The sequence below is a fragment of the Leifsonia sp. KNZ13-11D genome (assembly GCF_056754895.1).
The window spans coordinates 577,972-603,302 of record NZ_JBPGWU010000001.1; the positions used below are offsets into that span (position 1 = coordinate 577,972).

A 25,331-nucleotide genomic window follows, 5' to 3' on the forward strand; every position below is an offset into this window, starting at 1 on the left:
AAACCCTTGGCACTCTCCAGCACAGAGTGCTAAAATCTGTGGTCGAAAGCGGGAGGCATTCCGCCTCTCACCAGCTCAATTGAAGAAAGGGGTACATCCAATGGCCATGTCGTTCGATCCTTTCTCCCAGTTGGACCGGATCGCGCAGAGCATCTTCGACACCAGCCACCAGCCGCGCATCATGCCGGTGGACCTCTTCCGCGAGGGTGACCGCTACATCCTCAACGCCGACCTGCCCGGCGCAGACCCGGCATCGGTCGACGTGGACGTCGACGGCCACCTGCTGACCATCCGCGCCGTGCGCAGCGCCGCCGACCGCGACGGCGCCCGGTGGCTCGCGCAGGAGCGCCCGTACGGCGCCTACATGCGACAGTTCACGATCGGCGACGACGTCGATCCCGACGGCATCACCGCGTCGTACGACAACGGTGTGCTGAGCGTGATGATCCCGATCGCGGAGCGCGCGAAGCCGCGCAAGATCGCGGTGGAGTCGTCGCGCGAGAGCGGCGCACGGGCGGTGTCGGCCGGCTGACGGGCGGGCCGGCTGACCGGCCGCGCACAGAGTCGGGGGCGCTCCGTCAGGCGGCGGCGCGCCCCCGCGCCACCCACTCGAGACGCCTCAGCGTCTCGGCATTGCGGAGGTGCAGCAGCGCGTCCGCGACAACCCCGGGGATCCGCGTGACGATCCCCGTGTGCGGATACTCGACCATCCGCACGACGCTCCCGCCGTTGCCGCGCGGCTTCACCTCGATGATGACCCGCTCGGAGCCGAACGGACGCGTCTTCGCCTCGAGCACCATCCGGTGGGGCGGGTCCCACTCGTCGATACGCGTCTCGTCGTTCAGCACCAGCGGCCAGACGCCGATCGAATGGTGCAGGCGCGACCCGACAGCCGGGTAGCGGTCGTCGGCGGCGCGCAGCCGCGAGGCGCCGACGACCCAGGTCGGGTACACCCAGGCGTCGGCGAGGACGGAGAACACCTGCTCGGGCGAGCAGGCCATACGGCGGACGTTGACGGACATGATCACGGCTCCCGGGGGGTCGGCGGAAGGATGGCATCGGGGATGAGCGACGGGCCGGACGGCGTGAACGTCTGACCGGGCTCAGGGGCGAGACTCGGCATCCTCGTCATCCCGAACTCGTGGCGCAGCGCGCTGCGGGCGGCGTAGTAGCCGCCGAGACCGTGGACGCCGGGTCCGGGAGCCGCGGAGGCCGACGCGAGGTACAGTCCCCGGCCGGGCATCCGCCACGGATCGGAGCTCAGCACCGGGCGCGCGACGAGCTGGCCGAAGTCCGGCGAACCCGCGGAGATGTCTCCCCCGATGTAGTTCGGGTTGTGCTGCTCCATCTGGACCGCCGTCAGGGTGGAGGTCCCGATGATCAGATCCCGGAAGCCGGGAGCGAAGTGCTCGATCCGCCGGATGATCGCCTCCGTGCGGTCCTCCGTGGAACCGCGCGGGACGTGCGTGTACGCCCAGATCACGTGCTTGCCGGCCGGTGCGCGGGTGGGATCGAACAGGGAGGGCTGGGAGAGCAGCACGTACGGCGGGTCGCTCTGCCGTCCGGCCGCGACCTGGTTCTCGGCACGCGCCACCTCGCGCCGGGAACCGCCGAGGTGGACGGTCGCGGTCTCGGCGAGTTCGGGGTTCGTCCACGGCACGGGGCCGGAGAGGGCGAAGTCGGCCTTGAACACACCGTTGCCGGTGCGGAACCGGTCGATGTGCCGCAGGTAGCCGGCCGGCAGCCGGTCCTCACCCAGCCGGGCGGCGACCTTGACGTGGGTGTCGAAGACGACCACGCGCGCGTCCGGGAGGTCGGCGAGCGACTCCACGGGCGTTCCGGTCACGATTTCGCCGCCGTGCGCCTCCAGGTCGGCGACCATCGCGTCCGCGATCGCCTGGCTCCCGCCGACCGGGATGGGCCAGCCGCGGGCGTGCGCATACGTCGCGAGGGTCAGCCCCGCTGCGGCGCCCGCGACGCTCGGCAGGGGAAGGGTGGTGTGCGCGAAGACGCCGGCGAGCAGCGCGCCCGGCGCTCCCGTGCGGAACGGCAGGTCCCACCAGCGGCCGCCCTGCGCCAGAGCCGTCAGCCCGAAGCGAGCGGCGACGAGTGGATGGGGTGGCACCTGCAGCAGTGCGGAGCCGGTGAACTGCGCCACAGCGTCCGCCTGCCGAACCATTGGGCCGAGGAGGGCGCGCCACGCGGGGCCGTCGACGCCCAGCGCATCCGCCGTCCGCTCCAGGTCGAGGTAGGCCATCGCGACGCGACCGCCGTCGAGCGGGTTGCCGTAGGACGCGGTGGGGACGATGAACGGCACGCGCCGGTCGAGGCCGAACTTCCGGAAGAAGGCGGAGGCGAAGGCGAGGGGATGCACGGCCGAGCAGACGTCGTGCCGGAAGCCGGGGAGCGTCAGCTCCTCGGTCCTCAGCCCCCCGCCGATGGAGGCGTTGCGCTCGTAGACGCGCACCGACAGACCGGCGCGGGCGAGCGTCACGGCCGCCGAGAGGCCGTTCGGGCCGGAGCCGATGACGATCGCATCCAGCCGGTCCGCGGAGGGGGAGGAGCTCATACCTCCCTGTATACCCCGGTGCCGCCGGTCCGCAGAGGGCGATCGGCAGTGCACTCCCAGCATCCATCCGCTATCGTTGACGAGTCGGCTCTTGACACTGCGCGATCTGCGCGGATGGGTTTGTCAGTCAAGTGGGCCGGTTCCGCACCCGATCAGCGGTGCGGATCACACAATCGTGAACGGCCCCGGACACAGTTCGCCCGGGAAACACCCGGTGCGCTTCGGCGCGCCGCCGCGCACTCGACCTGAACCCAGGAAGCACATCCATGCCCGGATACAACAACGACCGACGATCGCAGCCCTCCCGCGGCGGCGCCCCGAAGAGCGGTAGCCGCAGCCCCAAGCACCGCGGCTACCGCGCCGAGGAGCCCGCGGCGGGCAAGAAGGCCCGCTGGAGCGCGGACGACCGCGCCGCCCGCGGCCGCGCCACCTACGGCACCCGCGACGACAACGCCGGCGCCGGCCGCGGCCGCGCCGAGCGTCCCAACTGGGAGCCCCGCGGCAAGGACGCACGCCGCACCGACCGCGAGTGGGATGAGCGCGCTCAGCGCCAGGACCGCCCGCGTCGTGACGGGGACGACCGTCCGCGCCGGTCGTTCGACGACCGGGCCGAGCGTCCGCGTCGTGAGTACGACGACCGTCCGCGTCGTTCGTTCGACGACCGGGCCGAGCGTCCGCGTCGTGGCGGGGATGACCGTCCGCGTCGCTCGTTCGATGATCGTGCCGAGCGTCCGCGTCGTGACGGGGATGACCGTCCGCGTCGCTCCTTCGATGACCGGGCCGACCGTCCGCGCCGGTCGTTCGACGACCGTGCCGACCGGCCGCGTCGTGAGTACGACGACCGTCCGCGTCGCTCCTTCGATGACCGGGCTGACCGGCCGCGTCGCTCCTTCGATGATCGCGCCGACCGCCCGCGTCGTTCGTTCGACGACCGTGCCGAGCGTCCGCGCCGCGAGTACGACGATCGCCCGCGCCGTTCGTTCGACGACCGCGCCGACCGTCCCCGTCGCGAGTCCTCCTTCTACCCGTCGCGCGACGAGAAGCCGGCCTTCGTGCCGACCGACGACGTCGTGCTCGAGCGTCTCGAGGCTGAGGCCATCCAGGCCGAGGACGTCGACGGCGTGACCTTCGCCGACCTGGGACTGGGCGGCAACATCGTCCGAGCGCTCGCTGACCTCGGAGCCGACAAGCCGTTCCCGATCCAGGCGGCGACCCTCCCGGACGTGCTCGCCGGCAAGGATGTGCTCGGCCGCGGCCGTACCGGCTCCGGCAAGACGATCGCCTTCGGCGCCCCGCTCGCCGAGCGGCTCATGCAGCTGTGGGCGGAGTCGGGCAAGGCCGGCGGCAAGCGCCAGCTCGGCCGTGCGCCGCGCGCGCTCATCCTGGCCCCGACCCGCGAGCTCGCGCTGCAGATCGACCGCACCGTGCAGCCGATCGCCCGCAGCGTGGGCCTCTTCACCACGCAGATCTACGGCGGCGTGCCGCAGGGCCGTCAGGTGGGCGCGCTGCAGCGCGGCGTCGACATCGTGATCGGCACCCCGGGCCGTATCGAGGACCTCGTGGAGCAGGGCCGTCTCGACCTCAGCGAGGTGCAGATCACCGTGCTCGACGAGGCCGACCACATGTGCGACCTCGGCTTCCTCGAGCCGGTGCAGCGCATCCTGCGCCACACGGCTGAGGGCGGCCAGAAGCTGCTCTTCTCGGCTACCCTCGACTCGGGCGTCGCCCAGCTGGTGGACGAGTTCCTCGTCGACCCGGCCGTGCACGAGGTCGCCGGTGAGGACCAGGCGTCCTCCACGATCGACCACCGCGTGCTCGTCATCGAGCACCGCGACAAGGGCGCTATCATCGAGCAGCTCGCCGACCGTGACGGCAAGACCCTGGTCTTCGCCCGCACCCGCGCGTTCGCCGAGATGCTCGCGGAGCAGCTCGAGGACGCGGGCATCCCCGCCGTCAGCCTCCACGGCGACCTCAACCAGTCGCGCCGCACACGCAACCTGGAGAAGCTGACCAGCGGACGCGTCAACGTGCTGGTGGCGACGGATGTCGCGGCCCGCGGCATCCACGTCGACGACATCGACCTGGTCATCCAGGCCGACGCCCCCGACGAGTACAAGACATACCTGCACCGCTCCGGCCGCACCGGCCGCGCCGGCAAGCAGGGAACCGTCGTCACGCTGATCCCCAAGCAGCGCCAGCGCCGGATGAACGACCTGCTCGGCCGCGCAGAGATCGAGGCCGAGTTCGTGCCGGCCGCTCCCGGCGACGACCTGCTGCTGACCCTCGCGCAGTAGCTCGTCCGCACGTCAGAGCTCCCGGGTTCTTCGTTCACAGCGAAGAACCCGGGAGCTTTTTGCGTTTCCGGGCCACCATTGCGGCCACTCGCCGATCACCGGTCCATCTTTCTCATATTCTGAATCAGAACATGAGTTCAACATGAAAGGTAATCACACCATGGCAATGATCAGTGTCACCCCGGAGCAGCTCAAGAGCCAGGCGCGCGTCTACCTCGACGCCAAGGACGAGATCGAGTCCGCGCTGCAGAAGGTCAACAGCATGAACAGCACGATCGCGGAGGAGTGGAAGGGTGCGGCGTTCGAGGCGTACCTGAACCAGTACGATCAGCTCTCCCAGAACGTGCGGCAGTTCGAGCAGCTGCTCGAGAGCATCAACCAGCAGCTGAACTCCTACGCGGACACCGTCGCCGAGCGTGACGCGCAGGATGCGCAGAGCTTCGGCTTCTGAGCGGGCCGCCGGCCGAGCGTGGTCGGCGGCCGTCGCCCTCAGCCTCGCTGTGGGCGTGAATGTGCTCGCCGGCCCCGCCGCCGGTGCCGGGGCCGACCCCGGCGCCGGCTCCGGCGGCTCCGGCGGCTCCGGCGGTGACGGGAGCTTGCAACTGCTTCCCGAGATCATCACCAACGAGAGCGTCAGCGCGGGAGGGGCGAGCGACTTCCCCATCACGGCGCGGTTGTTCCTCCCCGCCGTGACAGAACGCGCCGGGCAGGTGCAGGAGTCGAGGGCTGCCATCGCCCGCGCGGCCGAGCGGCTCGACTTCGCGGACACGAAAGTCGCGGTGCGCGACCTCCCCACGGAGACCCGAGGGCGGTTGTTCGCGGATTACTCGCACGCGGCCATCGTCGGTGCGGGTGATGAGCGCGCGGGGCGGGCTGTGGACGTCTGGGTGTTCGCCCTCGTCGCGGCCGCGATTCCCCTGGCGGGAGCGGCCGCTCTGCTCGGTTGGAAGAGGGCGTCACGGGGAGGGAGAAGCAATGCCTGAACGACACGTCGACATCAGCCTCGAGCTCAACGGACAGCAGCTGGACCTGCGGGTCCCCACGGCCGTGACCCTCGAGCGACTCACACGGCTCGTCGATGCCGTGCTCGCTGAGCACAGCATCCGCATGCCCGCGTCGTGGCGCCTGCGGCTGAAGGACAAGCCGATCGCCCTCGGCGACTACGACGTCGTCGCCGACTTCCCGGTCGGCGACGGCGACGTGTTCGAGGTCGTCTCGCTGGAGGGCGTGGCTGCGGGCTGAGCTGGGCGCTGCGGGCTGAGCCGGGCGCTGCTGATGTGGCGTCGTCCGGCTCAGCTGCGGTCATGTCCGCCGTGCCGGCCGGCGCCTCCCGCGCGCCACGAGCGCGGCCACCAGCGCACCGACGAGAGAGCCTCCGACGAACATGGCGATCCACCGGTAGTCGAAGCCCTCGGTGCGCTTCGCGGCCGAGGGAGTGCTGTCCTTGGCGGTGACCGGATTGGCGAACGCGTCGTAGACCACGGCGGGGTCGACGCCGCTTGCCCTGGTGTTCGACAGGACGGTCGAGAACCGGCTCTGGAAGGCGCTGCTCTCCGCGGCCCCCGCGCTTTCGCTGGTGATCGTGCCCTTCATGGCGGCGAGCAGCGAGTCCGTCTCGGCCTGGGTGCGCTGCACGCCCGCGATCAGCTCGTCGAACTGGGCGGAGTTGTCGTCGATGAGCTGGGCGCTCGCGGCGATGCTCGCACTGTCGTGGCTCGTCGTCTCCGCAAGGTGCGACAGCGCGTCGTAGAGCGCAGGGCCGGTCCGCTCGTCGAGGTACAGTTCCGCCCGTCCCGCCTCCTGATCGTTCCAGGGTGTGGTGGCGAGCTGGATGACAGCGTTGGACTTCTGCGCCCACAGCTGCGGAGCCGCATTGATGCTGGTGAGGGCTGCGGCGTACCACGACTCGAGTCGCCGGAGTGCGTTCGAGAAGTAGGAGGGGCTGAGGTCGAGCCGCGAGAGGGCGTCGATGTCCTGCGCGAGCGCTGCGCGCTGTTTCGTGAGGGCGTCGATCTGGGTGACGATCGTCCGGATGTTGTCCCGCCCGAGTGTCTGGTAGGCCCTCACATCCGTGGCGCTCAGGCGACCCTCGATCGTGGCCGCGTCGATGGCCCCATACCGGTTGTACATCGAATCGCCGCTGTGCTCGCTGAAGTCCCCCGCCGCCTCTGCGGCGGTGATGAAGTCGTCCTCAGTCTCGCCGGGGGCGGCGTAGAGGAAGCGGAGGAGGTTGGCCGCCGTCCGGATGTCGCCCAGGTACGACGTGATGTCGGCGAAGCTGTCGCCGACCCCGCTCGCCGCAGCCGTCGCGGGGACGAGCAGGTAGCGGTCGGTTCCGAGGCTCTGCTGCGGGGACGGCGTGGCCGGATCGGTGGTGTTCTGCGTCGTGAAGCCGACCGTCAGCTCGCCGGCGACATCGTGCAGGTCGATGCTGTACGTCAGCGTCACCGTGAGCGGCTCGGTGCCCTGCGTGTTGTCGATGGTGGCGGCATCCGATGCCGGGTCGACGGTGGTCCGGTCGCCGCCGGCCTGGGGATCGACGGTCACCCTCACATCCGCCGGCGAAAGGGCGCTCGACGGATGCACGTCCACCCGCACGCTCTCGCCCGCGGCGACTGTGACAGGGATCGTCTTGGTGACCGTTTGGTCCGACTCCGCGTGAGAACTCACGACGTTCAGAGCGGGGCCCACGATCTGATGCGCAGTCGCGTAGGAGGCGATCAGGTCCAGCTGCCGCTCATACGGCGCCGGGTTGAAATCGGTGGTCGATTGCAGGTCGGCGAAAAGCGCCGTGTACTGCACTGGGTCGGTGGCGATTCCGCCCACCAGGGCGGCGAGCTGCTCCTCGTACCCGGCGAGAATGTTCGACGTCGTCCCATCGGCGGCGAAGCTGTTGGCGACCTTGCGGGCAAGCGCCTGCTTCGCGGAATCCGGCGTGAGCAGGGATGGGTCGAGCGTGTCGGCGTTCGTGCCGTCAATGGCGGTGGTTCCGGCAGGAAGCCCGACGGATGCGCTGTCGGCAGGGAGCGTCACGCCGAAGTATTCGCCCAGCAGAGTCGTGGCCAGTGCGCCGAGTTCGTTCGCGGACGCGGCGAGGGCGTCATCCTGCTCGGTCAGCGATGCGGTGATGTCGTGGACCGTCGCGTTGTAGCGGGTCGCGAGCTGGTCGTACTCCGATACCGTCTTCCGGAGCTCGGCGAGCGCTCCGGTCGGGCTCCCGTCCTGGGTCTCGGAGAGGAGACCATCGAACCCGGACCACGTGCCGTCACCGGAATGCAGCGCGCCGATGTGATCGGCGAACGCCGAGCCGAAGTAGTCCGAGTCCGACGTCGCCTGATCGGAGATGGCGGCGTTTGCGTTGAGAAGGTTGGTCGCGGTGATCTGCTGCTGGAGCGAGAAGTAGTCCGACAGTTTCGGCTGCTGGTCGGCGAGCGAACCGCTGATCGAGGTGAGGGTGTCCGTGGCGGTGCTGGTGAAACCATTCTGTGCTGCGATCCATGCGGTGTTCATGGCGCGCAGGATCTGCGCCAGGCCCCCGGTCCGCTTGTTGTCCTCGCTGGAGGAGGCCACCGTGGGCTGCACGTCTTCCGACAGTCTGCCGACCAGCGCGGAATAGCGTCCCACCACGGAACCCATCCCGAGCTGGGCGCCGGAGATGTTCCCCGCAATGCTGGCGAAGTACATCTCGACAACACGGGTGTTGATGTCGCGGAGGACCGTGAACACATCGTTCCGGAGTCGCTGCTCGGACAGCTCATCGCCCGGCGAGACGCGATAGTCGATGACCGCTTTCACCGGGTCGAGATCCTGGAACGTCAGGATGTCGTGGCTGAACGACTGCGGCAGCACGATCACCGCGCTGACCGCTTCGTCGGAGTAGGCCCGCTCGGCGACGCTGCGTGACACCACCTGCCAGTTGTAGCGGTCGTCGTTCGACGCCCGGCTCACGAACTCCTTGCCGAACAGGTAGTCCGTGCCGTTGAAAGAAGCGGGCTCGTCTTCGTTGACCAGCGCGATCGTCGGGGCGCCCGGGCGCGGTGAAACGCTCTCGCCGCCGTACACGCCGGCCGACGCCACGAGCAGGCCGGCGAGGCCCAGGGTCGCCAGCCCGGTGAGGATCTTCTTGAGCACAGTACCTCCGGAGTCACGCCTCGAAGCGGCGTGACGCCATCATAATGCAGAGCACAATATGTCAGTCATGTACTAGGATCGAGAATCACATCCTTGGGGGTACACGTATGAGACTTTTCGATGGCCGCAACGCTTTGGAGTTCGAGCGTGCGGGCGACTCTGTCACGGTCTTCCTCGCCGGCGCTCAGGTCCGGATGGCCTCAATGGACGTCGTCCGACGGCACGTGACGGTGCACGCGGAATGCCCCGAGGAGTTCCAGGCCGCCCTCGCGTACACGGTCCCACCGGGCTCGAAGACGCTGCGCGCGGCCGTGCAGGAGGCCAAGACCCGGCTGGCGAGACTGCAGGCGGCTCAGCGGTTGTCCGCCCTCCGCGGCGCCTCCGGGCGCTTCGCGGTCCCTTTCCTGCATCCGGAGAACATCGTGCTCACCGGGACGGGCGCCGCGCCGATCCACTCCGGCCTCGCCGGAATCCTCGCTCCGATGGAGTTCGATCCCCAGGTCTTCCTCGACGGGTACAAGGCGCTGGTCCTGAGTGTCTTCCACCCCCGGATGCCGTTCGAGAAGCTCGTCGACGGTGCCTCCGCCCTGCGTGACCCGTTCAGCGAGCGCGTCGTCGCCTGCGCGACGGTGGACGACGTGGTCGCACTCGTCGACGCCGAGACAGAGGGCGAAGCGCACGCTGCGGCGCGCCGCACCGTGACCCTGCCGCGCCGGCGGCACCGGTTGACGGCGGCGATCGGGGCGATCGCCGCCGGCGCCGCCCTCGTCCTCGGGTGGTTCACCTGGTCGGCCTACGCCGACTCGCTTCCGAAGCAGGAGGCGGTCATCTCAGCCCAGTCGAGTTTCGTGATCGGTGACTACGGACAGACCCTGAGCGCGTTGAAGGACTACGACGCAGCGGACCTCCCGAAGCCGGCGCGGTATGTCCTCGCCGTGAGCTCCGTCAAGCTCGCCGAGCTGACGGCGGCCCAGAAGGAGGCGGTCCTCGACAACCTCTCCACCAAGACCGACGACAACACCCTCGAGTACTGGATCTCGCTGGAACGGGGAGACTTCGAGCGAGCGCTGAATCTGGCACAGAATCTCGGCGACGACCAGTTGGTCCTCCTCGCCTACACCGATCTCTATCAGGCGACGAAGCTGAACACGACGATGGACGGCGCCCAGAAGCAGAAGCTGCTGGAGGAATACACCAAGAACATCCAGGACCTGTCGGCGCGACTGGATGGCGGGAAGTGACGGCCGCGACGGCGGCGCCGTTCGGTCAGGAACCGGCGGCCGAGGACGCGCGACGCCTCGTCGACGACCGGGTCGATCCGGCGACCGTGCTCTTCACGGTCTACTTTCTGGGCGACGAGCTGACGAAGATGACACTCACCGAGGTTCGGCCCTTCGCCACGTGCGACGACGTGACGCTCAGCGTGGTCGGCGAACGGCTCTTCATCAACGGGAGCACCGTCGCAGAGGGCGTGGCTCTCGCCGAGGGGCGACGACTCCTGGTGGTGGATGCGCGCAGCGCCACGACGCGACACCTGGTGCTCGACCGTGGTGCCGCGTTCATCATCGGCGACGTCCTGACGGCGGGGGTGCGGACGACGAGATCGGGAACGGTCGCGATCCGGGGCGACGAGCTCACAGTCGCTCCCGGCGGCGACCTCGTGTATCTGTGCGGCCGGAGCGTCGGAGAAGGCGGCGTCGTGCATGAGGCGACAGTCGGCGACGCCGTGCTGACACCGGAGTACCTGCTCGAGAAGCGGCCCGGCCAATGGCGTCTCACGACCTTCACCGACGGTGTGATCTTCGATGAGAGGACGTTCCTCGACCAGGAGCGAGTGGCGGAGTTTCCGCCGGACTTCCCCGATTACCGGCGGAGCCCCCGCATCACGGTCGATCCGCCGTCGGAGACCATCCGCATCCAGAAGATCGAGCCGGCCGAGAAGCCGGACAAGAACAGCATCCTGAAAGCACTCCTGCCGCCGCTCGGCATGGTCGCCGTGGGTGTCGCGACGACCGTGCTCTCCGGGCGGAACCCGCTGCTGATGGTCGGCATGGCCGCGCTGAGTCTGCTGACGACCTCCTTCACGGTCTCGCAGTTCCTCGGAGAACGTCGAGCGCGCCGCAGCCGCGATGCGGCGCGACGCGAGGACTATGAGCGCTACCTGCTGAACATCGTCGCCTCGCTCTCCCGGAACTCGTCGCGCGAGAAAACGGTGCGCGACTTCGCCGTGCCCAGCCCCGCGGCCCTGGTGGACCTGGTCGATCGCTACGACCCGCGCATCTACGAGAGGCTGCGGCACAACAAGGACTTCCTCCACGTGTCCCTCGGGGTCGGCGATGCGCCTTCGACGATGACCGTGATGTCCGATGTGGACGAGCGCGACGACGACGCCGACGCCCGGCGGGTCGCCGAGTTGGTCGAGCGATTCGCGACCCAGCGGAGCGTCCCGGTGCCCGTGAACCTGGCCAGACAGACCATCGGGCTCGTCGGGTCCGGCGACACCGTCACTCTCGCAGCGCAGAATCTGCTCTTCCAGGTCGCCGTCTTCCACTCGTACCGCGACGTCAACGTCATCGTCCTGGTGTCCGACGAGTCGTACCGCACCGACTGGCGCCGTTGGCGGTTCCTCCCGCACCTCAGTATCCAGGGCCTGAACCTCCGCGGGCTCGTGCACGACGCACGAACCCGCGACATGGCGCTGAACAGCTTCACGCAGATCCTGGCCCAGCGACGGCAGGCGCTCCGACAGGCCGGCCGGGAGAAGCCGGCGTTCGCGCCGCACTACGTGTTCACGGTGCTCGACGGCTCGCACCTGGCCGGTCACGGGATCAACGAATACCTGGCCGAAGACCTGACCCGACTCGGCGTGACGGTGATCTGGGGCACGGAGGACCGGAAGCTCCTCCCCGAGACGGTCACCGCACTGGTCGACTACGCGAACAGAAGCGCCGGGACGCTGGTCAACGATGAGGGCGCGTACGTCGCCCGGGACTTCGCGCCGTACCCAGCCCCCGGAGGTCTCGAGCGGTCGCTGAGGAGACTCGCGAACCTTCGCCACGTCGAAGTGCAGAAGAACGCCGTGCCGACGGCCGTGACGTTCCTGGAGCTGTACCAGGTGGCGGAGGTCACCGACCTCGGCGTCGCAGATCGGTGGGCGTCGGCGGACACGTCGAAGACGCTGGCCGTGCCGCTCGGTCTCCGCGGCACGGACGACGTCGTCGAGCTGAACCTCCACGAGCGCGCTCACGGCCCACACGGTCTCGTCGCCGGAACGACGGGCTCGGGCAAGTCCGAGATCGTCCAGTCGTTCCTGCTCTCGCTCGCCGTCAACTTCGCGCCGGAGGATGTGGGCTTCCTGCCCATCGACTTCAAGGGCGGCGGGATGGCGAACATGTTCGCCGGCCTGCCCCACCTTCTCGGGTCGATCACCAACCTGGACGGCGCGGCGTCGGCCCGGGCCCTGGCATCCATCCGGGCCGAGCTCCAGAAGCGCCAGCGCCTGTTCGCGCAGTTCGACGTGAACCACATCAACGGCTACACCCGGCTCTACAAGCAGGGCAGGTCGGCCGCAGCCCGCGCCGATGGGAGGGAGTACCCGGCGAAGCCGCTTCCGCACCTCTTCCTCGTCTCGGACGAGTTCGCCGAGCTGAAGGCGAACCAGCCCGAGTTCATGGAGGAGCTGGTGTCGACGGCGCGCATCGGGCGCTCCCTCGGGGTGCACCTCATCCTGGCCACGCAGAAGCCGAGCGGTGTCGTGAACGATCAGATCTGGTCGAACAGCCGTTTCAAGCTGGCTCTGAAGGTCGCCGACGTCTCCGACTCCAACGAGATCATCAAGACGCCGGATGCGGCGAGCATCGTCGAGCCGGGGCGGGCCTACCTCCAGGTCGGCAACAACGAGATCTACGAGCTGTTCCAGTCGGCGTGGTCCGGCGCCGCCTACGAACCGGACAAGACGGACACCGAAACGGTCGACGAGCGCATCTATCTGATCAACGAATTCGGTCAGTACGACCTGTGGACGCAGGACCTCTCGGGCGACGAATCCGCTCAGGAGTCTCGGACGGAGACGGTCAGCGAGCTGAGTGCCGTGGTCGACCACCTCGCCGAGGTCGCCCGTGCCGCCGGCTCCGTGCTGCCCGACAAGCCGTGGCTGCCGCCGCTGGAGACGAGGATCGCGACGCCGCCGGTGGGCGACGGGGACGGCATCCCGCTCGGCCTGCTCGACATCCCGAGCAGGCAGGCGCAGGAGGTCTACCGGTTCAGCCTCGCCGACGCGGGGCACACCGCCGTGTTCGGCAGCCCGGGCTACGGCGCTTCCACGCTGTTGCAGACGATGGTGATGAACCTGGCCCGGCAGAACACGCCCGAGCGGATGCAGTTCCTGCTGCTCGATCTCGGAAACAACGGTCTGCTCCCCGTGGCACCCCTCCCGCACGTCGCGGACATCGTCACGCTGGAGGAGGAGGAGAAGTTCCAGAAGGCGATGGAGCGGATCGCCGGAGTGCTGGCCGACCGCAAGCAGCGCCTCCGCAGCGTGGGCGTGGCGACCGTCGCCCAGTACACGGCGAAGACCGGTGAGTCGCTGCCCACCCTCCTCAACGTCCTCGACGGCTACGACGCCCTGGCGCAGGACAAGCGGAAGGAGGCGATCGACGCGCAGCTGATCCAGGTGCTGAGGGAGGGCGCCGCGCTCGGCGTCTACCTGGTCCTCACGGCGAACCGGGCGAACTCGCTGCGCATGAACATGAGCAGCAACATCCCCACGTCGATCGCTCTCTACCTGAACGACGAGGGCGAGGCCGCGACCCTCTTCGGTCGCGACCGGGTCATGCAGAGCGAGATCCTCGGCCGCGGCCAGCTACACCTCGACGCTCCGACCGCGATCCAGTTCTTCCTGCCCTGCGCCGGCGAGGACGACGCAACGGTGCTCGACACCCTGGAGAAGGAGGTCGCGGCACTGGGCGAGGCCTGGACGGGCGTCCGTCCGGATCCCATCCCGATGGTGCCGCAGGAACTCACGGCGGAGGCGTTGCGGGCGTTCGAGATCGAAGAGGTCTCCAGCAACTCGCTGTTCCTGGGCCTCAATCAGCGCACCGCCGTGCCGGAGGCTTTCGAGCTGTTCCAGGGCAAGACCTTGGCGATCTTCCCCGAGAGCGGGAAGCAGGCGGCTGCAATGTATCCATCCTTGTTCGCCAACCTCCGGAACGTCGTCCCCGGTGAGCACCTTGTGGTGATCGACCCTCACAGCGCACTTCAGCCGTTCCTCGAACCTGCGTCCTCTCTCTTCATCGGGAAGAGCGAGCTGAAAAGCTATTCCGATGCGGTGAAGAAGGCGCTGGTCGACCTCATGGAACTGGGCACCGAGAGCCCTCGTTGCGTAGTGATCAACGGCATGATGGACGTCTTCGAGAAGCTCATGCTCCCAACCGATCTCGTCTCCGAGATCCTCGGTCATGGTGGCACCACCTCCCAGGTGATCTTTCTCGACCACCTCTCGAAGGTGAATGGCAATTTCGGGCTGGTCGGAACGCTGAAGGACAACGTCGACCAGATCCTGTTCGGCGGCGACTTGGCGAACCAGAGGCTTGTCGACCACCTGCCCTTCGAAGTGCGGAAGCAGACGTATGGCAAGAATGTGCTTCATTCCCTCATAGATGGCGAACTTTCTCAGATCGCTATTCCCATCGAGCGCGAAAGCGAGAGCTGACGATGGCGCTTGAACTCACGCAGCCCCTGCTGGGTTTGGGATCGGTGATCCGCCTAGCCGGAGACGCGTCAGGGCTGTTCGTCATCCTGGCGCGAGGAGCGTACCGGCCCGACGACAGCCTGACCCAGGCGGTGCCCCGCTATCTGGTCGGACCACATCCTTACGGTGAGGCCCCTGACCGGGAGACGTTCCCGGTTCTCGCGAGCGACGTCCAGGAGGTCGTTCATACGGGATACAGCGACGCCGCGGACGAGGCCTTCATCGAGGACCTTCTCGACCAGATGGAGAACGGGCGACGGCCGATCGCGCGTGCGCCGCACTTCAAAGAAGCACTGACGGCCATTCCGGAAGCCCAGGCTACGACGGAAGACGAGGACATCGCGCGCGGCGATCCCTTCGCTGCGCTCCGGTCGTTGGTTGATCAGCAAACAGAGAGAGGATGAGAAGTGAAGGTTTCGTCGAATAGTGGCGCCGCTAAGGATGCCGTGTCGGGGTTCGCGAGTATTTCGCTCCCGGCATCCGGCGCGCGTGCCAGCGTCGGCTCGAGCAACGTCTCGAGCATGACGGAGGGCGCCAGCGTTGCGAACGGGATTCTGTCGCCCATCTCGAAGTTGCTCTCCGGTGTGAGGGGTCAGGCGGACAACGTGTCCGCTTTGGCGTCGGAGATCGAGCACCGGGACACGCAGGATGCGGCGGGCTGGTGCGAAGCGAAATGAGCGGTACGAGCACGGGTGACCGCGGCGGCGCGGATCAGAGGATCCGCGCGCACGAGAGCAGAGTCGACTCGGAACTGGGAACGATCCGTGTCCTCCAGCGGAATTGGGAAGAGTACCGGCAGGTGATGCGGGACAACACTGCCCGCTACGAGGAGGCCGGCGTGGCGATGGGGGCGACGAACTACTTCGTGCAGAAGGGGCTGGCAGCGCGGCGCGAGCTCGACGGCTATGTGAGGCAGCTCTCGGATGAGCAAGCGGAGTTTCTGGTCGACGCCGAGCGGCAGGTGAAGGCTTCCGCGGAGGCGGAGTCGGAACGACTGCACGCTGAGAGGGGTAGCACGGGGTGGGCTTGACCTATGAAGCGGGGGATTCCGCGAGCGTTATGACGGCGCTGTCAGCCAACCTCACGGCGGCTGGCTCAGTGCTGGACCAACTGACGAGCGCGTCCGCTCGCCTCGCGGCCGGACTGGGTAGCGGGAAGCTGTCCGGGAAGGGCTACGCGGCGGTCGAGGCGTTGTTCTCGCAGGTGATCGCGCCCTGTGTCACGAACGCCAAGGGCGACATCGAATCGATCAAGGGCGAGCTCGAGAAGTACACGGCGGCTGACTCGCAGGTGAGCCGCTATGGCGTGCTCAAGGAAGATGAGCTGAAGACACAACTCGAAGCGACCAGGAGGCAGCTCCACGCGACGGAGCATCAGATCGAGGTGAACCGTTCAGCCGCCAATGCGTCCACAACGGTGCCCGGCCTGAGCGACGCCCTGCACGCGAAGAACGACCAGCTGGAGCTGGTGCTCGCTCAGTTGCAGAGGGACATCCAAGAGCTCGAGGACCGGATCACAGCGCTCCAGAGATTCGCCGCATCCACCGCCGGCCTGTTCGTTGACAGCATGAAGAAGCTCGTCGCCACTACCGCTGACACGATCGCTCTGCTGAACGACCTGGCCAAGCCGGTGGGGGGCACCTCCAACGTTCTCTCCGGGGGTGCGCTAGTTCTTGCAGGGATCGCGAAGAGGCGTGAGATTCTCGATTACTTGGCCGGCGGGAAGCTCCGAGAGGACGCCAAGGGTCGGATAAAGCTCGGCGACAAGTTCATCTACAAGCCTGCAAGCAAGAACCTCTATGACGGGGGAAGGCTCTTCAACGAGGGTACGGACACCCGGATCGACTTCTACAAGCGGCCGATAAAGGCGGGGGCCACTGCTGCGCGGACAGCGATCATTGACGACTTCAGAGGATGGAAGGGCGTTTCCAGTTTTGCGAAAGCCGGCAAGTTCGCCGGAATCGCGGGCAATGTCTTGACCCTCGGTGTCAATGTCGAAAACCATTTCGGTGAAGGCGGGGATGGCAATTGGGGGAAGTTCGCGGTCGACGAAGGCGTGGACTTGGGAAGCACCGTCGCCGCTACAGCTGCCGGTGCCGCAGTCGGTTCGCTCATTCTTCCCCCTCTAGGCACGGTCGTTGGAGCTGGTGTCGGATTGTTCCTCGCCGTCGCTCCGAATTTTCCAGTTTTCTCGGGTAGATCGCTGCTCGATCTCGCGAAAGACGGGCTCAAGGGCCTGTTCGGGTTGTGAGGAATGGTGGTCGAGAAGAACTCTTTGGTGAGCGTGAAGGAGCAGCGGGGGGTCGCTGAGGCGAACCGGCGTTATTTCGTCGCCCTGGCGAACACCCGGGGGTCAATGAGCACGCTCGCGCTTCTGGCAGTGCTGGTGATCTACAGCCTAGGTATGGGCACGATCGGGCCTTGTGCGCTGATCTTCTCGGAAGGTTTCCGTTTGTACCTATTTCTGCTTTATGCACATGTGGTCGTTGGTGGGCTGTGTGCGGTGATTCTTGTTCTCTCGCCGTTCAAGAAGATGGTGAATCGGCATCAGGTGTTCTTCTCGAGCGTGATGGCGGTCCTCGCCGCGTTGCTTGTCTACAGTCTTTGTTTCGTTGCGCTGATTCCGCTGGCGTTCGAGACGATACGAGGCAAGGGCGGTCTCTCGCCCGTCGTGTTCGGTGTGGGAGCGGTGGCTGCGGTGGTCTTGATGGCCGGCGCGACGGTGGTGAATGTGTGGTTGCTGCGTCGCCGGTTGCGGGTGGGGCATTCCGAGAAGAGGCGGATGGGGAACTTCGAGGCTGTCTCGGGCATCTCTCGGTCGAAGACGGCGTGGATCATCGTCCCGCTGGCGTTGATCGCGCCGAATGTTGCGACGCAAGGGCATTACCTCGTCAACACGCTCGGCGTCGTCGGGCTGCTGCTGTTCGCTTTCCTGACGCCGAGTCTTCCGGTCGAGTTCGCCTATCTGGCGTATTTGAAGTCGAAGGACAAGGGGTATTGGGAGAGGCTTCCCCAACTGACGGCGAAGCAGCGTAAGCGCGTGCAGGCCGAGCGTCGGGCGGGTTTGAGGAAGGCTGCCATCGGGGTGCTCGTGTTCCTGGGCATCATCGGGGTGGTGTGGCTGCTTCAGATCGTCACGCACCTGAATTAGTGGCCCCGGATGCTCGGCGGGTTGCACTCTTGGTCAAGGAGAAGAAGAACCCATGTTGGTGAGCGAGAAGGAGCAGCGGGCCGTCGCTGAGGCGAACCGGCGCTACTTTGTGGCCCTGGCTAATACCCGGGGATCGATGAGCATGCTCAGCCAGTTGGCTCTGCTGGTGCTCTTCATACTGGGGCTGGGCACGCTGGGGCCGTACGCGTTGATCTTGCAGGGCGCCGGTTCGTACCGGTTCCTGCTTTATGCGCATGCGGTTGTCGGGGGGCTCTGCGCTCTCGTTCTCGTTCTCTCGCCGTTCAAAAGGATGCTGCATCGGCATCAAACGTTCTTCTCGAGCGTGCTGATGATGTTGGCCGCGCTATTTGTCTACAGTCTCTGCTCCGTAGCGCTGGTTCTACTGTCGTTCGAGACGACACGAGGCAAAGGCGGACTCTCGCCGGTTTTGTTCGGTGTCGGAGCGGTGGTTGCGGTGGTGTTGGTGGCCGGGGCGACTGTGGTGAATGTGTGGTTGTTGCGGCGGCGGTTGCGGGTGGGGCATTCCGAGACGCGGAGGTTGGGCAACTTCGAGGCTGTGTCGGGCGTCTCTCGGTCGAAGACGGTGTGGATCATCGTCCCGTTGGTGCTGATTGCGCCGAATGTCGCAACCCAGGGGCATTACGTCGTCAACACATCCGGTGTCGTTGTCTTGCTGGTCTTCGCATTCTTAACCCCGAGTCTTCCGGTCGAGTTGGCGTATTTGGCGTATTTGAAGTCGAAGGACAAGGGGTATTGGGAGAAGCTTCCCCAGTTGACGGCGAAGCAGCGCAAGCGGTTGCAGGCCGAGCGTTGTGCAGGTTTGAGGAAGGCGGTCATCGGTGTGCTCGTGTTCCTGGGCGTGATCGGGGTCGTGTGGCTGCTTCAGATCGTCACGCACCTGAGCAAGTAATGAATGAGAGGAATGTTGGTATGGATGTGAAAAGGCGCGCGTTGAGTTTGAACAACGTGGTCAGTCTGACGATGGGGCTTCGCGAGGGTGACGAGCTTCTTGAGATCATCGATGGGACGGTCGACTACTTCGGGCGCGCACTGGTGCAGAACGGTTTTTGGACGACAGGGCCGATGGTGTTCCGGGGCCTTCCTGATTCGCGCGAGTTCACGATCCTGACGACGCTCGGTAATCGCGTGCAGCTCGTGGGCGACAGTGACTCGGGGTTCGATTTTTCCGAGCATCTCAAGCTCGAGACGGACTTCTTCTACCGGCACTGGGACATCGAGCAGCCTGTCCCGTACGAAGCGATCGCACAGACGGTCGCTGACGCCGGGTTACGGCTGGTGAACATCTATCATGTGATCCTCGACTTCTACGGCGAGACGGTGCTGGATCTGTATGCCGAGGCGGAGGAGCGGTGACCGAGGCGGTGTTCCACGATGTCGCGTTCGGGGAACGGTTGGCTTTCCAGAATGTGCTGCGTTCTCGGGCGAAGTTCCATTACAGCGAGATGGGGTCGCGCCTCGAGGCGTTCGCGGGGGAGGTGGTGTCTTCGGGCGCCTCTCCGAGGGGGTCGCTCTTTTACAGCCTGAACAACGTCCCGATGGATGAGATGGTCGACATCGAGATGTTCCTGCCGATCCGGGAGGGCATCTTCGACGCAGCCGGAGCGTTCCGCTTCGATTCCTACTTCGAGGTTTCTCCGCTGGTCAGAGGCGTGGTGAAGAGTGACTTCGAGAATCAGACGGAGCGGGTTTACGCGGAACTCCTGGCGACCCTCGAAGCGAACGATCTGGAGCTCAATTCGCCGTTCTACCACGTGGTGCAACGAGGCGTGGCCCCGCATGCGCTGGTGTATGTCGGTTACGCCGACCGGAACGGCTGAGGTTCCCCAAGAGCAGCACACCTGCACCGGTTGGCTGAGGCATGACCGGGCGGTGTCGCATTCAGCTTCTTGCCGTCCCTTCGGAACGCTGGTCAGGGCGCGCGTCGGAATTCTCGTGAATCTGTCGCGCGACTCGGGGCGGTTCGGCGCCTCCATCAAACTGGCGAGACCGACCGTGACGCATTTTTCGCTGAGCCGCTCACGTCTATCCCGAAGCCGCTCTCATCAGCGATGAGAACAAGAACGGGCTCTCTGCCCGAACCGCGAGAACGAGATGACGTGAAGAGACAACAGCCGCCTTCGGGGATGGAAGCGTCGACGAATACGACGTTCCGGACTTCGCGGTCGATACCGGGGTCGACTTTGCGAACGCCGCTGTGTCAACCGGTATCGGCGCTGCCGTCGGGTCGGCGATCCTGCCCCCTGCTGGCACTATTGTCGGTGCACTGGTGGGACTCGGCATCGGTCTCGCGCTGGATAACCATCTATTTGGGCCGTCCCCGACAGACGTTGTCAAAGAACAAATCAAGAATTCCTACAGGTGACCCGTGGCGAAGAGATTTAGCCATCCGGTTACGGCCGTGGATATGAACCGCAGCTACTTCAAGACCTTGTCCAGGACGTGAGCCTCGCTCGACCGCCTGGCGATGATGATGGTGGTGCTCCTCGTCTGCCTCGGTATATCGAACCTGGGGCCTCTCGGCTGGTTCGCAGGCGTCCCCGGTGGAGAAGTCTTCTCAATTCTCTCCAATATCAACTGGCTAGTCATGTCTTTGAGCGTCGCGGGGCTCTTAGCCACTGCGTGGCGAAGGGCCATCTACAGGCATCAGGTTCTGTTTTCGGCGATCATGGCAGGCGCGGCGCTCGGTTGGGTCTATTCCATGTGTCTGCTCGCATTGCCGTTAGCTAGCTTCAATAAATCCTTGGGTAAGGGCGCGTCTGTCGTCTTGTTTATCGTTGGCGGCATTGTTGCAATTGTCTTGGTTGCTGCCTCGCTGGCCGTGCATGTGTTGTTGTTGCGGCGTCGCTTGCGGATGGGGCATTCGGAGAAACGGACGGTGGGCAACTTCGCTGCGGTATCGCGGTCGAACCACTCGAAAATCATGTGGATTACCGTCGCGGTAGTGGCGGTGGTTCCCAATGTGTTGACTTCGGGTCAGTACCTCGTCAACTTTCTCGGCGTGGCGATGTTGATTGTCTTTGCGTGCGTGATGTCGAGCCTTCCAGTGGAGTTCGCGTATCTCGCCTACCTGAAGACGAAGGATGGTGCCTATTGGGAGGAGCGCCCAAAAGGAATGCCGAAGGCCCAGCGGGTGAGACTGATGCGCACGGTCATCCTTTGGGTCGCGGGGAGCAGCGTGGCGTTCTGTTTGTTTTGGGTGTTGGCCACTTACTTGCATAAGTAGGCGCGCGCCCGCAGCTCATTTAGTGAGGCGCGTGCGTCGCGGCGATGGGAGTGTGGTCGGAGCCGATGCAGCGAACGGGCATCTCAAGAGTGCCTGCACGGCCCTTGCCCAGCGCGTGCTGCAAATCCAACCTGCTGACGGCGAGAGAGGGCATGGCGGCGCACGGCGGCCGTCTGCCGGCCTCGGTAGCGCTGCCTTCCGAGCCGCTTTCGCTCGCCCCGGCTCTTCATGCCGCAACCCGATAGTTACTGACGGAAACAAGAGGACGAGTCCGTGAAATTGAAACCGCGCACTCTGAGCATGCACAACGTTGCGAGCTACACGCTCGAGCCTCAGAACGGCGACGAGCTCCTGGCGATCATCGAAGGGACCGCTGACTACTTCCGGCAGGCGCTGGCGGACAACGCACGACTACTACACGACGGGGCCAGTGGTCCTTCTGGGGCTTCCCGGGACTGGCTCGGTCAGCCTTCGGTCACCGATTCGGCTAAGGATGCCATCAGAACGTCGGACCTACACCGACGATTGCCCCGCCGGCTGCACCAGCGTGAACCGGCCGTCCTCGAACGGCGCCGCCCCGGCCGCCGTGGCGAACGCCGCGAATGCGCGGGAGGCGGCCTGGCGCTCGTCGTCCGGCATCGCGGCGAGCACCTCGGCGACGGCGTTGCGGCGGTGGGCGATCACGCGTTGCACCAGCCGCTCGCCCTCGGGCGTCAGGCTCAGGCGCACGTAGCGACGGTCTGCCGGGTCCTCGCGTCGCTGGATGAGGCCCAGGCGCACCAGCTTCTCGCTGGTGCGGGTCGCGTTCGACGGGTGCACGCCGAGTTCGACGGCCACGTCGCCGGGGCTCTGCGGGCCGCGGGTCGCGATGAAGACGAGCACCCGCAGCTGCGGTGACGTCACGATGTGGTCGACCTGCATCACCGACTGCGCCGCGACGTGCATCAGCACGTCGGCCGCCCGCAGCGCGGACTCGATCGATTCCTGGTCGCTCACGACACATTTCTACCGTGAACGCGGCGCGGGCGGGCCGCGAGGATGCGCGACGCTCCGGCGCACTCCGCCAGAAAGGCGAGGACGCGCACCGGCAGGTCATCCACCTCTCCCGTCGTCATCGAGGTCACGGCGGAACGCATCCACCCGGTAGGGAAGGGCGTCCGCCTCCTTCAGCGTCAGGCCGTGGCCCGGCGCCGACCGGTCGGGCACCAGGTCGCCGTCGCGCAGCGCCGGCACGCCGTCGAAGAACGCCCCGGCGATGCGGGCGTGGTCGTGGAAGTACTCGACGTTGATGACGCCGTCGAAGGCAGCGCCGAGCGAGGCGTGCAAGGCGGGCGCCGTGTGAGCGCTCAGCGGCACGCCGAACGCCTGCGCCAAGGCGGCGGCGGCCCGGAAACCGGTGACGCCGCAGCGGGTCGCGTCCGCCTGCAGAACGTCCACGCAGTCGTCCGCGAGCAGGTCGCGGAAGTCCGCCGGGACGTAGCCGTACTCGCCGGCCGCGACACGCAGCGGCGCCGGCAGCCGGTCGCGGAGCAGCCGGAGGCCGGTGCGGTCGTCGCTGGAGACCGGCTCCTCGAACCAGTCGACGCCCAGCTCGGCGAACCGCTCGCCGAGACCGAGGGCCTGCTTGCGCTCGTAGGCGCCGTTCGCGTCGACGAACAGCTCCGTGTGCGGGCCGATCGCCTCCCGCGCGAGCGTGACGCGGCGCACGTCGTCGTCGGGATGCGTCCCCACCTTCATCTTCACTGCACGGAGTCCGTGTTCCGCCCAGGCGCCCAGCTGATCGGTCAGCTCCTCGTCCGTGTAGTCGGTGAAGCCGCCGCTGCCGTAGGCCGCGACGGAATCGCGCGCACCGCCCAAGTACTGGGTCAGGGACACGTCCGCCAGCCGGGCCGCCAGATCGTGCACGGCGATGTCCACCACGGCGACGGCGCTCGCGCACAGGCCCGGCCATCCGGCGTTGCGGACGGCGCGGGCCATCGCCCAGAAGATGCGCTCGGTGTCCCGCGCATCCATCCCGGCGATCGCCGGGCACAGCAGCTCACGGACCACGCCCAGCGCGGCGGGGGAGGTGTGCGAGAAGCCGAGCCCGGTCTCCCCTCCCGCCGTCAGCCGGACGACCACGACGCCCGTGCTGTCCCAGCTGATCGTCCCGTCGCTCTCCGGTCGCTCACGTCCTCCCGTCGCCGTCGGCACGACGTACGACTCCGCGGCGATGCCGCGAAGCCGCGTGTCACGGTCAGCTTTCATCGTCACTCTCGCCACGGTCGTCCCGCCGCAGGGCGCCCTTGACCCGCTCCACCCCCTCCGTGACCAGGGAGGCGGCCGAGTCCTTGATGGCGCCGAGGCCCTCGGGGTCGCCGGTGAGGAGCGCCTTCGCCGTGTTCTTGGCGAACTCGAACGTGATGTGCGGTGGCAGCGGCGGCACGTTCTTGCTGGTGTGGGCGTCGATCAGGGTGACGCCGCGATGCGCGAACGCAGCATCCCACGCCGCGGCCACGTCGTCGTCCTCGGTCACCGTGATGCCGTTGAACCCCAGCAGCCTCGCCCAGCCCGCGTAGTCAACCGACTCCACGTCCTGCGAGGTGGACCACACCGGGTTGCCGTCCTCCGTCCGCATCTCCCAGGAGACCTGGGTGAGGTCGTCGTTGTGGAGCACGAGCACGATGAAGGTCGGGTCCGACCACCGCGACAGGTACTTCTTGATGGTGATCAGCTCGTTCATCCCGAGCATCTGGAAGGCGCCGTCCCCGATCGTGCACACCACGGCCCGGTCCGGGAACGCGAACTTGGCGGCCTCGGCGTACGGCATGGCCGCCAGCATGCTCGCGAGCCGTCCCGAGAGGTCCCCGAGCATCCCGTCGTGCAACCGGACGTAGTGGCCGTACCAGTCGGCGGTCGTGCCCGCATCAGCCGTGACGATCGCACCGGCGGGGAGGCGCTTGTTCAGCTCCTGGTAGACGCGGCGCGGGTTGACGCCGTCGTCGTAGGTCCGCTCCGCCTGGGCCGTCAGCTCGTGGTCCCAGTCCGCCATGTCGGCGGTGACCTTCTCCTGCCAGGACCGGTCCTCCTTGCGGGTGAGCAGGGGCAGCAGGCCGTCCAGTGCGGCCTTCACATCGGCCCAGATGCTGACCTCGGTGGGGTAGCGCATCCCGAGCTGCTCCGGGCGGAGGTCGATCTGGACGGCGCGCGCCTGCCCGGTCGCGGGAAGGAACTGCCCGTACGGGTAGTTCGTGCCGAGCAGAACGAGGGTGTCGCAGTCCTTCATCTGCTGGTAGCTCGCCCGCGAGCCCAGCAGACCCAGCTGCTGCGTGTGGAACGGCACATCCGACGGCACCACGTGCTTGCCCCGCAGGCTGGTGACGATGCCGGCGCCGGCGAGTTCCGCCGCCTGCAGCACCTCCGCCGTCGCGCCGTTCGCGCCGGCGCCGACCAGGAAGGTGACGCGCTCGCCCGCGTTGATGACGTCCGCGGCCGCCTGCAGCTGCTCCAGCGGCGGAGCGATGCGGATGGACGGGGCGACGGCGCTGGACCGCGACTGCCATATCTCCGGACCCGGCTCCACCATCTTCTGTCCCTGCACGTCGTGCGGCAGGATGATGACGCACGGCTGCAGCCGGGTGATCGCGGTCCGGAACGCCGTGTCGACCACGGCCTGCGCCTGCGCGGGCGACACGATGGTCTGCACGTAGGCCGCCACGTCGGAGAAGGTCCGCTCCAGGTGGCTCTCCTGCTGGTTGAACGTCCCCAGCGAGTCGAGCCCCTGCTGGCCGACGATCGCGACCACCGGCTGGTTGTCCATCTTGGCGTCGTACAGACCGTTGATCATGTGGAAGCCGCCCGGGCTCGACGTGGCGATGCAGACGCCCACCTCGCCCGTGAACTTCGCGTGCGCCGTCGCCATGAAGGCGGCGATCTCCTCGTGCGTCGGCCGGATGTACTCCAGCCCCTTCCCGGCCCGCTCCGCCTTGCCGAGCGCCCCGTCGAACTCCCCGATGCCGTCGCCGGGGTACCCGAAGACGCGCTGGACGCCCCACTCCCGGATCCGCTCGATCACGAACTCGCTCACCGTCGCCATGCTGTCTCCTCCTTGTGTCTCGTGCTCTCCGCTGCTGGCCATCCAACGCTTCCGCGCCGTGCCGTCAACGCCCTCACCGGCCCGACGCCCCTCGCCGG

21 protein-coding genes are annotated in these 25,331 nt (G+C 66.9%); 15 read left to right on the forward strand and 6 right to left on the reverse strand.

Features of this window, described 5'->3' with window-relative positions; genetic code table 11:
- The first annotated feature begins 100 nt into the window (after positions 1 to 100).
- Entirely contained in the window at positions 101 to 532 is a 432-nt protein-coding gene (locus tag ACR9Y5_RS02935) for an Hsp20/alpha crystallin family protein (RefSeq protein WP_481296559.1), read from the forward strand.
- Positions 533 to 578: 46 nt separating this feature from the next.
- Here the strand turns inward: ACR9Y5_RS02935 and ACR9Y5_RS02940 are convergent, their stop codons facing one another.
- Both ACR9Y5_RS02940 and ACR9Y5_RS02945 read right to left on the reverse strand, forming a co-directional pair.
- Positions 579 to 1,022, reverse strand: coding sequence for an SRPBCC family protein (locus ACR9Y5_RS02940; RefSeq protein WP_481296560.1), 444 nt, complete (start codon positions 1,020 to 1,022; stop codon positions 579 to 581).
- A gap of 2 nt (positions 1,023 to 1,024) precedes the next feature.
- On the reverse strand, positions 1,025 to 2,569 hold the full coding sequence (locus tag ACR9Y5_RS02945; RefSeq protein ID WP_481296561.1) for a phytoene desaturase family protein: 1,545 nt from the start codon (positions 2,567 to 2,569) through the stop codon (positions 1,025 to 1,027).
- A 266-nt stretch (positions 2,570 to 2,835) separates the two neighbouring features.
- Between ACR9Y5_RS02945 and ACR9Y5_RS02950 the strand changes: the two genes are divergently transcribed.
- The 4 genes from ACR9Y5_RS02950 to ACR9Y5_RS02965 all read left to right on the forward strand — a co-directional run bounded on the left by ACR9Y5_RS02950 (position 2,836) and on the right by ACR9Y5_RS02965 (position 6,105).
- Positions 2,836 to 4,863 (forward strand): DEAD/DEAH box helicase, encoded by a 2,028-nt coding sequence (locus tag ACR9Y5_RS02950; RefSeq protein ID WP_481296562.1) that lies wholly within the window; start codon positions 2,836 to 2,838, stop codon positions 4,861 to 4,863.
- A 160-nt stretch (positions 4,864 to 5,023) separates the two neighbouring features.
- Positions 5,024 to 5,314 carry a WXG100 family type VII secretion target gene (locus ACR9Y5_RS02955; protein ID WP_481296563.1) on the forward strand — a complete coding sequence of 97 codons (291 nt, stop codon included), beginning with the start codon at positions 5,024 to 5,026 and terminating at the stop codon, positions 5,312 to 5,314.
- The gene (locus ACR9Y5_RS02960) at positions 5,292 to 5,846 is read left to right on the forward strand and encodes a hypothetical protein (protein WP_481296564.1); all 555 of its coding nucleotides are present in this window, start codon (positions 5,292 to 5,294) and stop codon (positions 5,844 to 5,846) included. The genes ACR9Y5_RS02955 and ACR9Y5_RS02960 overlap by 23 nt, the downstream gene beginning before the upstream one ends.
- Positions 5,839 to 6,105, forward strand: coding sequence for an EsaB/YukD family protein (locus ACR9Y5_RS02965; protein ID WP_481296565.1), 267 nt, complete (start codon positions 5,839 to 5,841; stop codon positions 6,103 to 6,105). The genes ACR9Y5_RS02960 and ACR9Y5_RS02965 overlap by 8 nt, the downstream gene beginning before the upstream one ends.
- Positions 6,106 to 6,165: 60 nt before the next feature.
- Here ACR9Y5_RS02965 and ACR9Y5_RS02970 read toward each other — a convergent pair whose 3' ends face one another.
- Positions 6,166 to 8,994: a YhgE/Pip domain-containing protein gene (locus ACR9Y5_RS02970; RefSeq protein WP_481296566.1), complete on the reverse strand. Its 2,829-nt coding sequence runs from the start codon at positions 8,992 to 8,994 to the stop codon at positions 6,166 to 6,168.
- Positions 8,995 to 9,101: 107 nt separating this feature from the next.
- On the opposite strand from ACR9Y5_RS02970, the gene essB reads away from it, so the two are divergent.
- From essB to ACR9Y5_RS03020, 10 genes are all read left to right on the forward strand, one after another.
- Positions 9,102 to 10,235 (forward strand): type VII secretion protein EssB, encoded by a 1,134-nt coding sequence (gene essB / locus ACR9Y5_RS02975; protein WP_481296567.1) that lies wholly within the window; start codon positions 9,102 to 9,104, stop codon positions 10,233 to 10,235.
- Positions 10,232 to 14,704, forward strand: a complete 4,473-nt coding sequence (gene essC, locus ACR9Y5_RS02980; protein ID WP_481296568.1) for a type VII secretion protein EssC — start codon at positions 10,232 to 10,234, stop codon at positions 14,702 to 14,704. Before essB ends, essC begins: the two co-directional genes overlap by 4 nt.
- 2 nt (positions 14,705 to 14,706) lie before the next feature.
- Complete coding sequence (locus tag ACR9Y5_RS02985; protein WP_481296569.1) at positions 14,707 to 15,147, forward strand: DUF4176 domain-containing protein; 441 nt, start codon at positions 14,707 to 14,709, stop codon at positions 15,145 to 15,147.
- A 269-nt stretch (positions 15,148 to 15,416) separates the two neighbouring features.
- Entirely contained in the window at positions 15,417 to 15,773 is a 357-nt protein-coding gene (locus ACR9Y5_RS02990) for a hypothetical protein (protein ID WP_481296570.1), read from the forward strand.
- A gap of 29 nt (positions 15,774 to 15,802) precedes the next feature.
- Positions 15,803 to 16,993, forward strand: coding sequence for a T7SS effector LXG polymorphic toxin (locus ACR9Y5_RS02995; protein WP_481296571.1), 1,191 nt, complete (start codon positions 15,803 to 15,805; stop codon positions 16,991 to 16,993).
- A gap of 3 nt (positions 16,994 to 16,996) precedes the next feature.
- Positions 16,997 to 17,893 (forward strand): hypothetical protein, encoded by an 897-nt coding sequence (locus ACR9Y5_RS03000; RefSeq protein WP_481296572.1) that lies wholly within the window; start codon positions 16,997 to 16,999, stop codon positions 17,891 to 17,893.
- A 58-nt stretch (positions 17,894 to 17,951) separates the two neighbouring features.
- On the forward strand, positions 17,952 to 18,824 hold the full coding sequence (locus ACR9Y5_RS03005) for a hypothetical protein (RefSeq protein WP_481296573.1): 873 nt from the start codon (positions 17,952 to 17,954) through the stop codon (positions 18,822 to 18,824).
- A 20-nt stretch (positions 18,825 to 18,844) separates the two neighbouring features.
- Complete coding sequence (locus tag ACR9Y5_RS03010; RefSeq protein ID WP_481296574.1) at positions 18,845 to 19,288, forward strand: hypothetical protein; 444 nt, start codon at positions 18,845 to 18,847, stop codon at positions 19,286 to 19,288.
- Positions 19,285 to 19,752, forward strand: coding sequence for a DUF5085 family protein (locus tag ACR9Y5_RS03015; RefSeq protein ID WP_481296575.1), 468 nt, complete (start codon positions 19,285 to 19,287; stop codon positions 19,750 to 19,752). Before ACR9Y5_RS03010 ends, ACR9Y5_RS03015 begins: the two co-directional genes overlap by 4 nt.
- Positions 19,753 to 20,399: 647 nt before the next feature.
- A complete protein-coding gene (locus ACR9Y5_RS03020; protein ID WP_481296576.1) occupies positions 20,400 to 21,158 on the forward strand; it encodes a hypothetical protein in 759 nt (252 codons plus the stop codon).
- Between the two features lie 513 nt (positions 21,159 to 21,671).
- Here ACR9Y5_RS03020 and ACR9Y5_RS03025 read toward each other — a convergent pair.
- The 3 genes from ACR9Y5_RS03025 to ACR9Y5_RS03035 all read right to left on the reverse strand — a co-directional run bounded on the left by ACR9Y5_RS03025 (position 21,672) and on the right by ACR9Y5_RS03035 (position 25,233).
- The gene (locus ACR9Y5_RS03025; RefSeq protein WP_481296577.1) at positions 21,672 to 22,154 is read right to left on the reverse strand and encodes a MarR family winged helix-turn-helix transcriptional regulator; all 483 of its coding nucleotides are present in this window, start codon (positions 22,152 to 22,154) and stop codon (positions 21,672 to 21,674) included.
- A gap of 96 nt (positions 22,155 to 22,250) precedes the next feature.
- The gene (locus ACR9Y5_RS03030; protein WP_481299510.1) at positions 22,251 to 23,405 is read right to left on the reverse strand and encodes an enolase C-terminal domain-like protein; all 1,155 of its coding nucleotides are present in this window, start codon (positions 23,403 to 23,405) and stop codon (positions 22,251 to 22,253) included.
- Positions 23,395 to 25,233 (reverse strand): thiamine pyrophosphate-requiring protein, encoded by a 1,839-nt coding sequence (locus ACR9Y5_RS03035; protein WP_481296578.1) that lies wholly within the window; start codon positions 25,231 to 25,233, stop codon positions 23,395 to 23,397. The genes ACR9Y5_RS03030 and ACR9Y5_RS03035 overlap by 11 nt, the downstream gene beginning before the upstream one ends.
- Positions 25,234 to 25,331 lie beyond the last annotated feature (98 nt).

Excerpts from the sequence above, each read along its gene's own strand:
- ACR9Y5_RS02935 (WP_481296559.1), top strand. The coding sequence starts at position 101 with ATGGCCATGTCGTTCGATCCTTTCTCCCAGTTGGACCGGATCGCGCAG.
- ACR9Y5_RS02940 (WP_481296560.1), bottom strand. The coding sequence starts at position 1,022 with ATGTCCGTCAACGTCCGCCGTATGGCCTGCTCGCCCGAGCAGGTGTTC.
- ACR9Y5_RS02945 (WP_481296561.1), bottom strand. The coding sequence starts at position 2,569 with ATGAGCTCCTCCCCCTCCGCGGACCGGCTGGATGCGATCGTCATCGGC.
- ACR9Y5_RS02950 (WP_481296562.1), top strand. The coding sequence starts at position 2,836 with ATGCCCGGATACAACAACGACCGACGATCGCAGCCCTCCCGCGGCGGC.
- ACR9Y5_RS02955 (WP_481296563.1), top strand. The coding sequence starts at position 5,024 with ATGGCAATGATCAGTGTCACCCCGGAGCAGCTCAAGAGCCAGGCGCGC.
- ACR9Y5_RS02960 (WP_481296564.1), top strand. The coding sequence starts at position 5,292 with ATGCGCAGAGCTTCGGCTTCTGAGCGGGCCGCCGGCCGAGCGTGGTCG.
- ACR9Y5_RS02965 (WP_481296565.1), top strand. The coding sequence starts at position 5,839 with ATGCCTGAACGACACGTCGACATCAGCCTCGAGCTCAACGGACAGCAG.
- essB (WP_481296567.1), top strand. The coding sequence starts at position 9,102 with ATGAGACTTTTCGATGGCCGCAACGCTTTGGAGTTCGAGCGTGCGGGC.
- ACR9Y5_RS02985 (WP_481296569.1), top strand. The coding sequence starts at position 14,707 with ATGGCGCTTGAACTCACGCAGCCCCTGCTGGGTTTGGGATCGGTGATC.
- ACR9Y5_RS02990 (WP_481296570.1), top strand. The coding sequence starts at position 15,417 with ATGAGCGGTACGAGCACGGGTGACCGCGGCGGCGCGGATCAGAGGATC.
- ACR9Y5_RS02995 (WP_481296571.1), top strand. The coding sequence starts at position 15,803 with ATGACGGCGCTGTCAGCCAACCTCACGGCGGCTGGCTCAGTGCTGGAC.
- ACR9Y5_RS03000 (WP_481296572.1), top strand. The coding sequence starts at position 16,997 with ATGGTGGTCGAGAAGAACTCTTTGGTGAGCGTGAAGGAGCAGCGGGGG.
- ACR9Y5_RS03010 (WP_481296574.1), top strand. The coding sequence starts at position 18,845 with ATGGATGTGAAAAGGCGCGCGTTGAGTTTGAACAACGTGGTCAGTCTG.
- ACR9Y5_RS03020 (WP_481296576.1), top strand. The coding sequence starts at position 20,400 with ATGATGATGGTGGTGCTCCTCGTCTGCCTCGGTATATCGAACCTGGGG.
- ACR9Y5_RS03030 (WP_481299510.1), bottom strand. The coding sequence starts at position 23,405 with ATGAAAGCTGACCGTGACACGCGGCTTCGCGGCATCGCCGCGGAGTCG.
- ACR9Y5_RS03035 (WP_481296578.1), bottom strand. The coding sequence starts at position 25,233 with ATGGCGACGGTGAGCGAGTTCGTGATCGAGCGGATCCGGGAGTGGGGC.